At 69.5% G+C, this 14,328-nt stretch carries 12 protein-coding genes, 1 tRNA gene and 1 pseudogene; 8 read left to right on the plus strand and 6 right to left on the minus strand.

Annotation, left to right across the window (positions count from 1 at the left end):
• Positions 1-59 precede the first annotated feature (59 nt).
• The 3 genes from ACIQFZ_RS24920 to ACIQFZ_RS24930 form a co-directional block, all read right to left on the minus strand.
• Entirely contained in the window at positions 60-1,451 is a 1,392-nt protein-coding gene (locus ACIQFZ_RS24920) for an LCP family protein (RefSeq protein WP_383060387.1), read from the minus strand.
• Between the two features lie 137 nt (positions 1,452-1,588).
• Entirely contained in the window at positions 1,589-2,659 is a 1,071-nt protein-coding gene (locus ACIQFZ_RS24925; RefSeq protein ID WP_376652637.1) for a sodium:calcium antiporter, read from the minus strand.
• Positions 2,660-2,964: 305 nt separating this feature from the next.
• Complete coding sequence (locus ACIQFZ_RS24930) at positions 2,965-3,120, minus strand: hypothetical protein (protein WP_402692160.1); 156 nt, start codon at positions 3,118-3,120, stop codon at positions 2,965-2,967.
• Positions 3,121-3,174: 54 nt separating this feature from the next.
• Here ACIQFZ_RS24930 and ACIQFZ_RS24935 point away from each other — a divergent pair, with 54 nt between their 5' ends.
• From ACIQFZ_RS24935 to ACIQFZ_RS24945, 3 genes and pseudogenes are all read left to right on the plus strand, one after another.
• Positions 3,175-3,366, plus strand: a complete 192-nt coding sequence (locus ACIQFZ_RS24935) for a hypothetical protein (protein WP_402692161.1) — start codon at positions 3,175-3,177, stop codon at positions 3,364-3,366.
• Positions 3,367-3,437: 71 nt separating this feature from the next.
• Positions 3,438-3,503, plus strand: a pseudogene (locus ACIQFZ_RS24940) (GTP cyclohydrolase I FolE); the annotation flags it as partial.
• 257 nt (positions 3,504-3,760) lie between these two features.
• Positions 3,761-3,834, plus strand: a tRNA-Met gene (locus tag ACIQFZ_RS24945).
• A gap of 303 nt (positions 3,835-4,137) precedes the next feature.
• On the opposite strand, the gene gap is transcribed toward ACIQFZ_RS24945, so the two are convergent.
• Positions 4,138-5,136, minus strand: a complete 999-nt coding sequence (gene gap, locus ACIQFZ_RS24950; protein WP_365775502.1) for a type I glyceraldehyde-3-phosphate dehydrogenase — start codon at positions 5,134-5,136, stop codon at positions 4,138-4,140.
• 107 nt (positions 5,137-5,243) lie between these two features.
• A complete protein-coding gene (locus ACIQFZ_RS24955) occupies positions 5,244-6,200 on the minus strand; it encodes a helix-turn-helix domain-containing protein (protein WP_365436514.1) in 957 nt (318 codons plus the stop codon).
• 233 nt (positions 6,201-6,433) lie between these two features.
• Here ACIQFZ_RS24955 and ACIQFZ_RS24960 point away from each other — a divergent pair, with 233 nt between their 5' ends.
• From ACIQFZ_RS24960 to ACIQFZ_RS24970, 3 genes are all read left to right on the plus strand, one after another.
• On the plus strand, positions 6,434-6,664 hold the full coding sequence (locus ACIQFZ_RS24960) for a hypothetical protein (RefSeq protein WP_402692162.1): 231 nt from the start codon (positions 6,434-6,436) through the stop codon (positions 6,662-6,664).
• Positions 6,665-6,968: 304 nt separating this feature from the next.
• On the plus strand, positions 6,969-7,931 hold the full coding sequence (locus ACIQFZ_RS24965; RefSeq protein WP_383061003.1) for a hypothetical protein: 963 nt from the start codon (positions 6,969-6,971) through the stop codon (positions 7,929-7,931).
• A gap of 95 nt (positions 7,932-8,026) precedes the next feature.
• The gene (locus ACIQFZ_RS24970; protein ID WP_402692163.1) at positions 8,027-10,105 is read left to right on the plus strand and encodes a PQQ-dependent sugar dehydrogenase; all 2,079 of its coding nucleotides are present in this window, start codon (positions 8,027-8,029) and stop codon (positions 10,103-10,105) included.
• Positions 10,106-10,571: 466 nt separating this feature from the next.
• Here ACIQFZ_RS24970 and ACIQFZ_RS24975 read toward each other — a convergent pair whose 3' ends face one another.
• Entirely contained in the window at positions 10,572-11,984 is a 1,413-nt protein-coding gene (locus ACIQFZ_RS24975; RefSeq protein WP_402692164.1) for an aminopeptidase P family protein, read from the minus strand.
• A gap of 145 nt (positions 11,985-12,129) precedes the next feature.
• On the opposite strand from ACIQFZ_RS24975, the gene ACIQFZ_RS24980 reads away from it, so the two are divergent.
• Positions 12,130-13,113, plus strand: a complete 984-nt coding sequence (locus tag ACIQFZ_RS24980; protein WP_383061000.1) for a LuxR family transcriptional regulator — start codon at positions 12,130-12,132, stop codon at positions 13,111-13,113.
• A gap of 624 nt (positions 13,114-13,737) precedes the next feature.
• Complete coding sequence (locus ACIQFZ_RS24985) at positions 13,738-14,328, plus strand: malonic semialdehyde reductase (protein WP_365435063.1); 591 nt, start codon at positions 13,738-13,740, stop codon at positions 14,326-14,328.

The raw sequence follows: 14,328 nt of genomic DNA on the forward strand, positions 1-14,328 counted from the left end.
GAGAAAGCCCGGGTGGGAACGGGTGTGCTCGCCTGTCGTATCCCGGCTCTGTCTTCATCTCAGCCGTCGATGGCGGGCATGTCGGGGCCGATGGTCAGGGTGACCGTGGTGGGGGCTGATTGCTCGGACAGTGTGGGCGTCACGCCGGGCAGGTGGCCGGCGACCGCTTGGGCCTGCTCCGACTGGCCGTGGGCGTAGGTGAGGGTGGTTTTGCTGACGCGGGTGGGGGCGTTGCCGGTGGCGGTGATCTGGAAGCCGAGGGCACGCAACTGTTCGGCGACCTTCAGTGCTGCGCCCTGGGTGCCGGTGCCGTTGAGGACGGTGACGTGCACGGTGCTCGCGGGTGCGGGCAACTGGGCGGTCGCCTTCTTCAGGTCGGCTTTGGTCGTCTCCTGGTCGTGGTTGAGGGCGGTGAACAACTGCCGGGCAGCAGGCTGCTGCCAGGTGACGTTGGCCTTGTCGCTGGGCACGTCGCGCTCTCGCGGGTAGTTGGGGACGGTCAGGAACGAGATCCGGTCGGTGGCTATGCCCTTCACGCTGGAGGCCAGGCTGTACAAGGGGTCGATGCCGGCCAGGTCGGGGTCGGTGGTCAGCGACTTGGTCGCGGAGTTCAAGAAGCCGTACAAGGCGGTGGGGTTGTACAGCTTTGATTTCGCGCGGTCGGCGAGGGACTGCATGAACTCCTGCTGGCGTCCGATGCGGCCGATATCGGAGCCGTCGCCGATGCTGTAGCGGGCGCGGACGTAGCCGAGGGCCTTGTCGTCCTTGACGATCTGGCAGCCAGCCTCCAGGTCGAGGTGGGCTTTCTTGTCGTGGATGGCCTGCTGGGGGCATACCTCCACGCCGCCCAGGGCGTCGACCATGCCAGTGAAGCCGCGAAAGTCCATGATCAGGAAGTGGTCGATGCGGACGTGGGTGTTGGCCTCGACGGTCTTGATGGTGCAGGCAGCGGCCTTGGCCGCGTCGCCGGTGGTGCCGCCGATCGCGAACGCTTCGTTGATTTTGAAGTGGTGCGGGCTGGACGTCGAGCCGTTGCCCCGGTCGCAGGCGGGTACCTGTACCCAGGAGTCGCGGGGGAAGGAGACGACGGTGGCCCATTTCCCGTCGCCGCCGGTGTGCAGCAGCATCAGGGTGTCGGACTGCATCGTCGTGAGGTTCTTGCCGTAGGCATCCCCCAGGCCTTTGCGGCTGTCGGAGCCGATGACCAGGATGTTCTGCCCGTCGGCGGCGGCCTTGGGCCGGTTGTCGCCCAGCGCGTCGCCCAGATCGGCTCCCTTGATGTTGCCGTTGAGGTGCGTGTACGCCCAGCCGCCCACTCCGGCCATGCCGAGGACGAGAACCGAGGCAGCGAGCGCCACCCAGCGGCCGGTCCGCCGTTTGGGACGCCTGCGCCGACGCCGCCCGGCCGACTCCTGGTTCTCTGCGGGTACGGATCTTCTGTTTCCAGCCATGACAGCTCAGGTCCCTTTTGCCGTGCGCTGCTCGCGCGGTGATGAACAAGCGGCCCGGCCGCCACGCAGGCAATGCCTGCGCGGCGGCGCCAATCGCTGCGCAGCCGCCCGAGCCCAGGCGGTAGCGCAGCAATCGCTCAGCTGAGGATGGGAATCAGGCCTAGGGCGAAGAGCACGTAGAAGCCGGCCGCGACCGCGAGGCGTGCCGGGGTGAGCTTGTCCCCGCGCATGGTCAGCAGCAGGTAGACGATCGCCGCCATGGTGATCAGCCCGGACCACAGCAGTGCGGCATCGAAGTGCCAGCGAGTGAAGAGAAGCCCCAGGCCGGAGGGAACGGTGGCCTGGATCATCATCGCGCCGGAGATGTTCGCCAAAGCGAGCTTCGTCTTGCCCTGACGGACCCAGATCACGGCGTTCATGATTTCCGGCAGTTCGGTGGCGATCGGGGACAGCAGCAGGGCGGTCACCGAGGCGGACAGGCCGATCATCGGGCCAATGGCGTCCAGCTGCTTCACGAACAGCTGCGACGCGAAGAAGATCACCATCAGCGTGACCAGCGTCTGGGCGATGACGGCCCAGGTGGCCGGGGAGGCGGCCTTGGGCTGGAACTTCAGCGGCTCCAGCTCCTCCTCGCCGTCCTCGTCCTGGCCACCGCGGATCTCCCGCCAGAAGTAGACCGCGTAGGCGGCGAAGAACAGCAGGCCAAGGACGGGCTTGAAGGCGAAGGCGACCAGGCCGAGCGCCACCTTCACGATGAAGATCGGCAGGAACCACTTCTGGTCCTTGGCCAGCCGCCTCATGTCCTTCGCAGTACCGAGGGCCTGCTCAGTGTCACCGGCCGACTGGGCGGGCAGGTCGGGGCCCCTGCCACCTGCGGCGACCAGCGCGGCAGTGCGCTCACGCTCCTTGCGACGCTTGAGCAGCAGCATGGCGCCGGTGACGCCGTAGGCGACGGTGGCCAGCGCCAGCGGCCCGCCCATCGCGGCGCCGACGCCGATGTTCTTGGCCTCAGCAGTCGCGCCGGTGGTCACCGCGACGAGCGTGACCACGGACTCGGGCAGTGCGGTGCCGAAGGCGGCCAGGATCGTGCCGACCGCCATCTTGCCCACGTTGAGGCGCTCGCCGAGCCACTCGACGGCGTTGACGAACCACTCACAGGAGAGATAGATCGCCACCGCGCAGACGATCAACAACACGAAATGGATCACGGTCTCGGCTCAGCCTTCCCGCACCGGCGGGGCTTCGAGACAACCGCGTAAAAAGGGGAATGGCGGCAGCTTCGACCCCGCCGACACGCATACGTCGTCGACAAAGGGCCGAAGGTCTCGCCCACCCGCATCGCAGTGCGGGCCCGGCCACCGGGAACCAGGTGCTGGGTTCCAGTGTGTCGACGACCGGTATTGCAGGGCTACTCCCCTTCGCGGCTGCCGAGCATACACGGTGATCCGCGACGTCCCCAAGGCACGCATGGCAGGCACCGCCTCAAAAAGCGGACCAGGCGGGCGTTTTGCGTTCACAGACTCAGGGTGATCACAGCGGCGGCACCTCCCAGGCCCAGGGCGCAGGCAGCCTCTACCCAGCCGCCGGTGCCCCAGCGGAGGAAGCGGTCGGCGGTGAGCCGGCCCGGGCCGATGGCGGCAACAACCAGGGCGACGGCAGCGATACACACGTTGCACTCCACGCCGCCGTTCGTCTCCCACAGGCCGTGGGGGCGCCGGTGACCGTGGCCATCGCAACCGCCCCGCGAATGGTCCACGAGCCCGGCGGCATCGACCCGGCCGCCGCGGAGGAAACGGCCGACCAGTTCCTCCACGCACACGGCATCTCCACCGACTCGCAGAGCCTGCGCGGCACACTGGGCCGAACGGCCCGGGCCTACGCTCGAACCGTTCAGCCCGTGCCCGTTTCGGCCTGACCACCTTCCCCGACGGCGAGGGCTACGACGAACCCTTCTTGGCCCGCGACGACCTTGTCCTGCCCCGCGGCATGCCCGTCCGGTCCCTCTGCGAGCACCCTCTGCTCCCGTTCGCCGGGACCGCCCACGCCGGCCACCTGCCCGGCGCCCGCATCCTGGGCCTGTCCAAACCGACCCGGGCCGTCGAGCGCTTCACCTGTCACAGGTCTCCCGAATTGGGAACACGCCCGGTCCGACGCCCGTCGGCCGACCGCGCGGTGGCGCTGGGGCCGGGGGAAGTCGCCGAGTGGGCGGCGCGACTCAGGGACGCGTTGCGGGAGGAGCTGTCGGCGAGACGCTCCGCGGAAGCGATTCGCTTCTTTCCCCGTCGGTCACGTAGTGTTCTCTTCACCGACGCGGGGTGGAGCAGCTCGGTAGCTCGCTGGGCTCATAACCCAGAGGTCGCAGGTTCAAATCCTGTCCCCGCTACTGAAGGCCGAGGGCCGGAATCCGATCAGGGATTCCGGCCCTCGGCGTTTCCGCCCCCGGTGCGCCGCCCGCGATGCGGCTACCGTGATCCACGTCGCGGACTGTCAGGAGTGGCCGTAAGCCATCGCGGAGCGACGCTCGAAGAGCCCCTTGACCGGCCGTGGCGCTCCCGCACCCTCCGGAGGCCGGGCGGACCCGCTCCTGTGACTGAGCGCTCTGGCTGCCCGACTGGTCTACTGAAGCGCCCAAAGGAAGTGCTGGCCGTCGCGGTCGCCGGAGGCGGGGTACCACCCCGGCGTCCGGTCAGCCGGTGGCGAGGAACTCGAGCGTGTCGATCACGCGGTTCGAGAAGCCCCACTCGTTGTCGTACCACGCGACCACCTTGACGTGGCGGCCGTCGACGCGGGTGAGCGCCGAGTCAAAGATCGATGAGGCGGGATTGCCCGTGATGTCGGACGACACGAGCGGGTCGTCCGAGTACTCGAGGATGCCGGCGAGCGGCCCCTCCGCTGCGGCGCGGTACGCCGCCAGCACGTCGTCGCGTGTCACGTCGCGGGCGACGGTCGTGTTGAGTTCGACGATCGAGCCCACCGGCACCGGTACGCGGATCGAGTCGCCCGACAGCTTGCCGTCGAGGTTCGGCAGCACCATGCCGATCGCCTTGGCGGCACCGGTCGTGGTCGGCACGATGTTGACGCCGGCGGCCCGGGCGCGACGGGCGTCGCGGTGCGGACCGTCCTGCAGGTTCTGCTCCTGCGTGTAGGCGTGCACCGTCGTCATGAACCCGTGCTCGATACCGGCGAGTTCGTCGAGGACCGCGGCCAGCGGCGCGAGCGCGTTGGTGGTGCAGGAGGCGTTCGAGACGATCGTGTGCACGGCCGGGTCGTAGGCGTCGGTGTTGACCCCGAACGCGAGCGTGACGTCGGCGCCGTCCGACGGCGCGCTGACGAGCACCTTCTTCGCGCCTGCGTCGAGGTGGGCGCGGGCGGCCTTGGCCGAGGTGAAGCGGCCGGTGGCTTCCAGGACGATGTCGACGCCGAGTTCGGCCCACGGCAACTGCGCCGGCTCGCGCTCGGCCAGCACCGTGATCCGACGGCCGTCGACGACGAGGGCGTCCCCGTCGACGGTCACCGGGCGCCCGAGACGGCCGGCCGTGCTGTCGTAGGCGAGCAGCCGGGCGAGAGTGGCGGGCTCGGTGAGGTCGTTGACGGCGACGATCTCGAGGGTGCTGTCGCGCTCCAGCAGTGCGCGCAGCACATTGCGTCCGATGCGGCCGAATCCGTTGATGGCGATGCGAGTCATGAGTGATGTCCCTTTCCTTCGCCACCAGGCTCGCCCGCGGCCGGCGCCGCTGACAGTGGCGGGATCGCCACGGTTCAAAAGGATCCCGCCACGCGGTGCCGGACGGGTTACTCGCCCAGGGTGAAGGTGCGCCGGTACTCGCTCGGGGTGGTGCCGAGGATGCGCTGGAAGTGCAGCCGCAGATTCGCGCCGGTGCCGAGACCGACGTCGGCGGCGATCTGCTCGACGCTCCGCTGCGACCGCTCCAGCAGTTCTCGGGCCACGTCGATGCGGGCGCGCATCACCCACTGCATCGGCGTGTAGCCGGTCTCCTCGACGAAGCGCCGGGAGAATGTGCGCGGCGAGACCCCTGCCTGCCGCGCCAGTATGTCGAGGGTGAGGGGCTCGCCGAGCCGGTGCAGCGCCCACTCGCGGGTGGCGCCGAAGCGCTCGCCGAGCGGCTCGGGGACGCTGCGCGGCACGTACTGGGCCTGGCCGCCGCTGCGGTAGGGGGCCGCGACCAGGCGGCGGGCCGCGTGGTTGGACGCGGCCACCCCGAGGTCGCCGCGCAGGATGTGCAGGCACAGGTCGATGCCGGAGGCGGCGCCGGCCGAGGTGAGCACACTGCCCTCGTCGACGAACAGCACGTTCTCGTCGACCTGGACGAGCGGATGCCTGGCCACGAGTGCCCGCGTGTAGTGCCAGTGCGTCGTGGCGCGCCTGCCGTCGAGCAGGCCCGTGGCGGCGAGCGCGAAGGCACCCGTCGAGATGGCGGCGAGCCGCGCGCCCCGGTCGTGGGCGGCGATCAGTGCGTCGACGACGGCCTGCGGCGGGTCGTCGCGGTCCGGAAAGCGGTAGCCGGGGACGAAGACGATGTCGGCCCACGCAAGCGCGTCGAGGCCGTGGGCGACGTAGTACGCGAGGCCATCGCCGCCGGTCACGAGACCGGGTGTCGCCCCGCACACCCGCACCTCGTACGGCATGCTCGCGCGGGTCGTGAAAACCTGCGCGGGAATTCCGACATCGAGCGGCTTCGCGCCCTCGAGCACAAGGACGGCGACGCGATGCAGGCGGGAGGCTGGCACAGGAAGAGGTTACGTGGGGCGCCCGTCCCGCCCTTCGCCCGCCTCCAGCAGATCGGAGACCAAACCAGCGCTCAAGAGGAAACCTCTACCCTCCACGCTCTCCAGGACCCCATCAGCCCCATCGGGCCAAGTCGGCCGCTCACGGGCCGACTGAAGCGCTCAGTTACGGCTTCACAACCATCGGCCACCTCGCTGGGTATACGAGTCCCGAGCAGGCGCTGGAGCGCTTCCGCTTGGTGCACCAAGCCGACTCGCTGCGCGCCGCCTATCTTGGCGAGCGCGTGCGCTGCCAGGAGGAGCTACTGCCACTGCTCGAAGCAAGTCTGGCGCCCTCGGGGACGGACAGAGGGCAAGCCCGCGCCATCGTTGCGACAGCGTTCGCGTGCTTCGATTCCGGCACTGCGACGTGGCTCGAGGGCAACGGGCAGGGCGACATTCCTGACCTGTACGACCACCTGCGCTGACCTACTCATGCGCCGGCAGATGGTACGCATCCCCGTCGCGGGCCACCCCTGACAGCGACGGGATGTTTGGGCTCACTGGCCCTGGAACGCAAGGCCAACTACCGCTACGCATGGCCAGCTCCAAGCATCCTTGCCCGCAAGGAGGTCCGCGCCGCCACCGAAGGGCGCTCAAAAATTGGCGAGTACACGCCCATTGTCCTGGGCGCGGCGAAAGGGTTACATGGTCCCTGCACGCGGACGAAAGCGCTTTCTGCCAGTCGGGGGACCCCGACCGAACGCCCCTTCACCGCCGCTGGGAGGCTGTATGACACCGCCCCGCACCAGACGCTACTCACTCGCCGTCGCCGCGCTCGCCGCGACCGCCTCGCTTGCCGCCGCCACGTTTCCGGCCCAGGCGGCCCGCCCCTCAACCGCCCACACTCCGCTGCGAGCCCAGGCTGTGGCGGCGTACGACTTCGGACACCCGGACCCCGCCGACCCCGGTCGCGAGCAGGACATCGGACGCTCCGGCACCACGCTCACCCTGATCAACGGCGGCTCCGCGATGCGCGTGGCCGACGAAGCGTACCCGGGTGCTTCACCCGCCCTGCAGGTGCGCCAGCAGAACCCGGCCACCGCGGGCAACGACGACTGGAAGGCCGGGGCCTGGGACGCCGAGGGCATGTCGTCCCTCAGGGCCTTCCGCAGTGCCCGCGGCGCCACCGTCATGGGCTGGTTCAAGATGACGGGCGACAATCCCGCCCTCAACTCCAACACGCCCGACCCGAACGACCGTTACAACGCGATCGGACTGGCCGGCATACTGTCCGGAACCTCTGACGGTCACGCGGTGCGTGCGCTGCTCGAACTCATCCAGGTGAACGGCGAGTTGAAGCTGGTCGCGCTGGGGAGACGCCTGGACAGCGGCGCCTCCCAGACTTTCGCCGCCGAGGCCCCCTGGGAAGAACTGCTGCCCCGCGGTGAATGGGTCCACCTGGCCGCGACATTCGACTTCCGCGACGGCACCCTCGCGCTCTACCGCGACGGCAAGCCCCTGAACGGCTTCTACGTCACGCCGGGCGACCCCTGGGAACTCGCCACCACGCCGGCGCCCCACCGCGCCTCGCCCACCGATCCCCGCGGCATCAAGATCGGCGGCAGCTTCCCCCAGAACACCCGGGAGAACAACGCCTGCGACTGCCGCATGGACGACCTCCTGTTCCTGGACCGCCCGGTGCCGGCCGGAGCGGTCGCGGCCGAGTACCGGCGCATGACGCAGAGCCGCTGAACGTCCCGCCCTGGATCGTTTTTCCCTACTTGTCGCGCCAGCCCGAAGGGACCCGCATGGCCTCACGACGTACATATCGAAGGCACTGGGCGGCCGTGGCCGTCAGCGCAGCCCTCGCCCTGGGCGGTCTCGCCACCCCTTCCCACGCAGACGAGCCCGCCACGGCGACAACCGCCCTGACCGACCCCATTCCGCAGAAGCCCGCCCAGTCCACGACAGGCCTCGTCCTGGAGGAGTTCGCGCAATTCCCCAAGTCGGAACCCGTTCCGGCACCAACGGATCCGCGCCTGATGCGCCACGCGCGGATCAACACCATCAATGAACTCCCCGACGGCTCCGGCCGGATGGCGACTCCCGACCTCAACGGCACCCTGTACCTCACCGACCCCGGCGCCGCGACCAGCACCTCCGGTGCCACCCCGCACCCCTACCTGGACGTCAAGGCCGCATTCCCGCACTTCTTCTCGGGCCGCGGCCTCGGTCAGGGCTTCGGGTACGCCGCGTTCCACCCGGAGTTCGGCACGAACGGGCGCTTCTACACCATCCACACCGAGCTCGCGTCGCAGGCCACCGAGACCCCCGACTACCGGCAGGCCGGCACGCCCGCCTATCACGGCGTCATCACCGAGTGGACCGCCGACGACCCCTCGGCGGCCGTCTTCCACGGCACCCATCGCGAGGTGCTGCGTATCGCTTTCACCGGCCAGGTCCACGGCGTTCAGCAGATCGACTTCAACCCGACGGCCAAGCCCCACGACAAGGACTACGGCCTCCTCTACCTCGCGGTGGGCGACGGAGGGCAGGGCGTCGGCAACAGCGAGCCGCAGAACCTGGCGCTCCCGCACGGCAAACTTCTGCGGATCGATCCCGCGGGCCGCGACAGCGCCAACGGCAGGTACGGCATCCCCGCGTCCAACCCGTTCGTCGGTGAGCCCGGTGCCCTTGGGGAGATCTACGCCATAGGCATGCGGGACCCGCACCGCTTCAGCTGGGACGCGGGCGGCAGTCACCGTATGTATCTCGGCCATATAGGCGAGCACGCCATCGAGTCGGTGTACGAGGTCAAGGCCGGGGACAATTTCGGCTGGAGCGAGCGCGAGGGTCCCTTCGCATTCGACAAGAAGACCACCGACCCGTGCGCCCGCATCCTCCCCCTTCCCGCCGACGACGCCCAGTACGGCTACACCTACCCGGTCGCCGCCTACGACCACGACCCGGCACCCGGCTGGGACTGCCGGTCCGACGTGGGCCGCGCCATCGCAGGAGGCTCCGTCTACCGCGGCAAGGACGCTCCGGCGCTGCGCGGAAAGTACATCTTCGGCGACCTCGTGGACGGCCGGATCCTGGCAGCGGACACCCGCAACATGCGCCGCGGCGCCGACCTCGCGCCGCTCGAGCAGTTGATGCTCGTCGACAAGTCGACAGGGAAGACGGTCACCATGCGCAACCTCGCCGGTGACCAACGTGTCGACCTGCGCTTCGGCTCCGACCGCAGCGGCGGCCTGTACATCGTCTCGAAGGCCAACGGCAAGGTCTGGAAGGTGACCGGGACCCGCACCTTCGCCGACTGCGAGATCGGCAACACCCCCACCACCCACACCACCGGCCCCGACAACTGGGCACCGGTCACCCCGGCCAACTGGGCGTACACCGAACGCGAGACGATCATGACCGAGCCGGGCGTCGCCCGCCCGGGACCGCGGCGCCCCTTCGAGTACGCCGTCCTGACCGCGGGCCCGCGCTACTCCTCCGTCACCGTCGAGGCGGAGGTTCGGATCGACACCCCGGTCGAGATCACCAACCGTGACGTCATTCTCATCTGGGACTATCAGTCGGACACCCGATTCCAGTACGCGCACCTGTCGAGCGACAACACCATCTACCCGCACAACGGTATGTTCACGGTCAACGACGCCGACCGGCTGCGCATCGACGACCAGTGGAACGGAACCATCGGTGCATCTCCAGCGATCAAGGACGAAGGGTGGCACAAGGTACGCCTCACCCACTGCGCCGACACCGGTGAGACCGCCGTCTACCTGGACGGCAGCCCCAACCCGCTGATCACGGCCACCGACCCGGTCTTCGCCTCGGGCCGGGTGGGCTTCGGATCCTTCGACAACGTGGGCCGCGTCCGTCACCTGAAGGTGACGGGCACACCGGCCGGCGACTGACCCCTCGGGAGCGGGCCGAGACCTCGGCCCGCTCCCCGACGCGGAGCCTGCCGAGTCCGTGCCGACGGGCGCCCGCCGAACAGGCCTTCAGCCGATCGGCAGCGCCGCGTCGGCACGCCCGGCTGGGTTGCCACAGCCGCGGCACGGGCGCGCCAGAGGAGCGAGTCGACTACGTCGACGGCCGCCCCGGAGATGAGGATCGCGCCCGTCTTCCACCACGCGCGCAACTGCGCGAGCGGCCGGGCCTTCTGCTTCGGCGGCCGATTCATCTTCGCCGCGATCCGGTTCAGCTTGGCGCGAGCCCGCTCAAAGACCACGGGCGGGAACCGCGGCTTACCCTCGCCGTCGACAGCAGTGACGTACTCGTGCTCCAGCTCCTCCAGGCAGGCGGCGATCTGATCGCCGCGCCGTGCGGTGGACAGGCTCCCCAGACGGCGGCCCTGCCTTGGCCCGGTTCTCGATGTGCTCAGCCAGCGAACCGGGCCATCCACGCCTCGACCTCATCCGCAGACCGCGGCAGGCCCGCCGACAGATTCTCGTGACCATCGGCGGTGACGAGCAAGTCGTCCTCGATGCGTACGCCGATTCCGCGCCACTCCTGAGGCACGGTCAGATCGTCCGGCTGGAAGTACAGGCCGGGCTCGACGGCGAGCACCATGCCCGGCTCCAGTACGCCGTCGACGTACTCCTCAGTCCGGGCCTGCGCGCAGTCGTGGACGTCCAGGCCGAGCATGTGACCGGTACCGGCCATCGTGAAACGGCGCTGGAGGCCCAGCTCGTACGCGCGGTCGGCAGGCCCTTCGATGAAACCCCACTCGACCAGCCGCGCCGCCAGGGAACGCTGGGCCGCCTCATGAAAGTCCCGATACGCGGCGCCCGGCTTGACGGCCGCCATGCCCGCCTCCTGGGCCTCGTACACCGCGTCATAGACCCTGCGCTGGACGGGGGTGAAGGTGCCGCCGATCGGCAGAGTGCGTGTGACGTCGGCGGTGTACAGGGTGCGCGACTCCACGCCCGCGTCGAGCAGGAGCAGCTCCCCGGGACACACCGGTCCGTCGTTGTCGGTCCAGTGCATGATCGTGGCGTGCTCACCCGCGGCGCAGATCGTGCCATAGCCGACGGCGTTGCCCTCAAGACGGGCGCGACGGAAGAAGGTGCCCTCGATCCATCGCTCGGACGTCGCGATCGCCCGCGACAGCTCACCGACGACGTCCGTGAATCCGCGCACCGTGGAGTCCACGGCCGAGCGGATCTCCTTGATCTCCCATTCGTCCTTCACGACGCGCAGATCGCTGAGGGCTTCTTCCAGCTCCGCGTCGCGCTCCGCCTCGGTGGCGACGGCGGCCTCCAGGCACGGGTCGATACCGCGGACGATGCGCGTCGGTGTGCCGGAGGCGGCTGCCAGCTCGCCGGCCGCCGTGCGGACGTCCCGGCACGGCAGGCCGAGCACGCGCTCCGCCTCGGCGAGGGAGCGGCGCCGGCCCATCCACAGCTCTGCTGTGGCACCGGTCCAGAACTCGTTGTCGTCCCTGCTGTCCCGCGGGAGTTGGTAGCAGTAGGCGTCGTGGCCGCCGTCCGCACGGGGTTCGAGGACAAGGGCACCGTCCCGGGCCTGGTCGCCGGTCATGTGCACATAGCCCGAGTACGGCCGGAACGGGTAGGTGTCGTCGTTCGACCGGACCTTGAGGTTCCCCGAAGGGATCACGAGCCGTTCACCCGGGAAGCGCGCGGAGAGCGCGGCCCGGCGCGCGGCCGCGTACGGGGCCTGCTCCTCGAGCGTCAGCTCGCGCCTCTCGGTCTCCGCCCACCCCGTCCGCATCAACGCGGACAGTTCCTCGGAGATCCCTGCGTACAAACCGTTCTTGCGGCCTTTCGCCACTGCGTCCGCCTTCCTGGGAGTCGAGCGCCGCCACATGCCGACGGCTCGGCGACGCTATCCCGCGACGCCCGCGTGTGGTGCCCAGTGGTGCCACTGGCACAGATCGGCCACGCGTGGCCGGCCACGGCCGTCGATAATGCGGCTCATGACGAACTCGAATCTCGGCGATGCACTGCGGCTCCTGGGCATCGGCCAGACGGCGGCCCGGGTCTATCTCACCCTGCTGGAGCTGGCCCCTGCGCCGCTGAGCGACATCGCCGCCGCGGCCGGTCTGGACAGCCCGGGCCTGGCCACGGCGTACGGAGAGCTCGTCGACGCCGGCCTGACCGGTGCCGCCGAGAGGGACGAGGACGTGGTGGCGCCGGTGGCTCCGGCGGCCGGTCTCGAGGTCCTCGCCCGGCGCCGTGCGGCCGAGGTCGAGAAATCCCGCATCGCGGTCGCGGGCGCCTTCGATTCGTTTCGGCGCCAGCGGCTCGCGGCCCACAACGACCACCTCGTCGAGATCGTCACGGGCGACGCCATCGGCCCCAGGATGCGCCAAGCCTGGGCCAGCGCCCGCCACCAGATCCGGCAGTTCGAGTCGCCCCCCTACTTCCCTGTGGCCAGTGCCGCCGACGACGCACTGGCCACGCTGGCCCGCGGTGTCACACAACGCGTCGTGTACTCCCGCGAGTCGCTGGAACGCCCGGACCACCTCAAACAAGTCATCGAACCGTGCATCAATGCCGGTGAGCAGGCCAGAGTGCTGCCGTCCGTCCCCGTCAAACTCCTGATCATCGACGAGGCGTACGCTCTGGTGTCACTGTCGATCAAAGAGGTCGACGTGCACAACACCATGCTGGTCGTGCAGCCGTGCGGTCTGCTCTCCGCCCTCATCGCGCTGTTCGAGCAGTCGTGGCAGCAGGCTCTGCCCTTCCACGGCGGCACGACCCGCCCAGGCGGTCTGCCTCCCACCGACCGCCGTCTGCTGTGGCTCCTGGCCGGCGGCACGAGCGACGACGTCATCGCCCGCGAACTGGGAATCAGCCGCCGCACGCTGTTCCGCCGCCTGCAGGTCCTGATGGCCCGGCTGGGCGCCGCGAACCGCTTCCAACTGGCCCTGCAGGCCCAGCGCAACGGATGGTTGTGACGGCCGTCGGGCCCGCGCTGACGGTGACCGAGACCGGACTCGTCTTCCGTCAGGACGCGCGTCGCCGCGGCGAGGTCTGCCGGCCGCTGGACTGGATCCCCGAGGTCTACCACCCATCGGAGGCGGAGAGGCTGTCATCCCAGACGTGCTGGTGTTGTACCGGCGCGGCAGCCGAGACGACAACGGCGGGGCGATGCTGCGGGCGTTCGTCCAGGCCATGGCCAGGGGCGGGATATGGGGGCGCGGCGGATGGCCATGAGGGCGGCGTCGCCGCCGAGGCGTCCGCCGGTGTCGGCAATCAGGTCACGCTGGATGCGATGCGGCATCGTGGTCGGCCCGCTGGGCGTCGCGTTCCGCGAAGGGGCGGTAAGCCCCGTGGTCCGACCGACGCCACCGGCGCTCCGCTCCGCTACACACCACACGACATCCGTCGCCTGTACTACAGCGACCGGGGCCGCGCACTGTCAATGTATGGGACAGCCAAGGTGACCGCGGCGCGCCGTCTCCCTGTGAAGCTGATCACCGCCACCCCGGTTTTGGTTGAAGCTTGAACTTCTAAGGCATAGTGTCGGTGCCGCAAGTCGATCCCCCGGGATCAACCACCCATTGTGAGGAAGTTCCCCCATGTCGCTCGCTCTTGACCCCGCCGCCCAGGACCTTCTCTTCCGTGAGGCCCGCACCGCGAACACCTTCACCGACGAACCGGTGTCCGAGGAGCAGGTCCAGGCGATCTACGACCTGGTCAAGTACGGCCCGACCTCAATGAACCAGTCGCCGCTGCGCATCACCCTGGTCCGCTCCGCCGAGGCCCGCGAGCGTCTCGTCCAGCACATGGCGGAGGGCAACCAGGCGAAGACCGCCACCGCCCCCCTGGTCGCGATCCTCTCCGCGGACAACGAGTTCCACGAGGAACTGCCCCACCTCTTCCCGCACTTCCCCCAGGCCAAGGACGCCGTCTTCGGTGACCGCGGGGTACGGGAGGGCCAGGCCGCCCTCAACTCCGCCCTCCAGGCCGCGTACTTCATCATCGGCATCCGGGCCGCGGGCCTCGCCGCCGGTCCGATGACCGGCCTGGACTTCGAGGGCGTCCGCAAGGAGTTCCTGGACGACGACCACACCCCGCTGATGGTCGTCAACATCGGCAAGCCGGGTGCGGACGCCTGGTACCCGCGCTCCCCTCGTCTGGAGTTCGACCAGGTCGTCACCACGGTCTGA

Source organism: Streptomyces sp. NPDC093064, assembly GCF_044754605.1.
Taxonomy (GTDB): domain Bacteria; phylum Actinomycetota; class Actinomycetes; order Streptomycetales; family Streptomycetaceae; genus Streptomyces.

What these genes read in the sequence shown, in the direction of transcription:
- ACIQFZ_RS24920 (WP_383060387.1), bottom strand. Translation starts at nt 1,451, where the DNA reads ATGGCTGGAAACAGAAGATCCGTACCCGCAGAGAACCAGGAGTCGGCC.
- gap (WP_365775502.1), bottom strand. Translation starts at nt 5,136, where the DNA reads ATGACTCGCATCGCCATCAACGGATTCGGCCGCATCGGACGCAATGTG.
- ACIQFZ_RS24980 (WP_383061000.1), top strand. Translation starts at nt 12,130, where the DNA reads ATGACGAACTCGAATCTCGGCGATGCACTGCGGCTCCTGGGCATCGGC.
- ACIQFZ_RS24965 (WP_383061003.1), top strand. Translation starts at nt 6,969, where the DNA reads ATGACACCGCCCCGCACCAGACGCTACTCACTCGCCGTCGCCGCGCTC.
- ACIQFZ_RS24985 (WP_365435063.1), top strand. Translation starts at nt 13,738, where the DNA reads ATGTCGCTCGCTCTTGACCCCGCCGCCCAGGACCTTCTCTTCCGTGAG.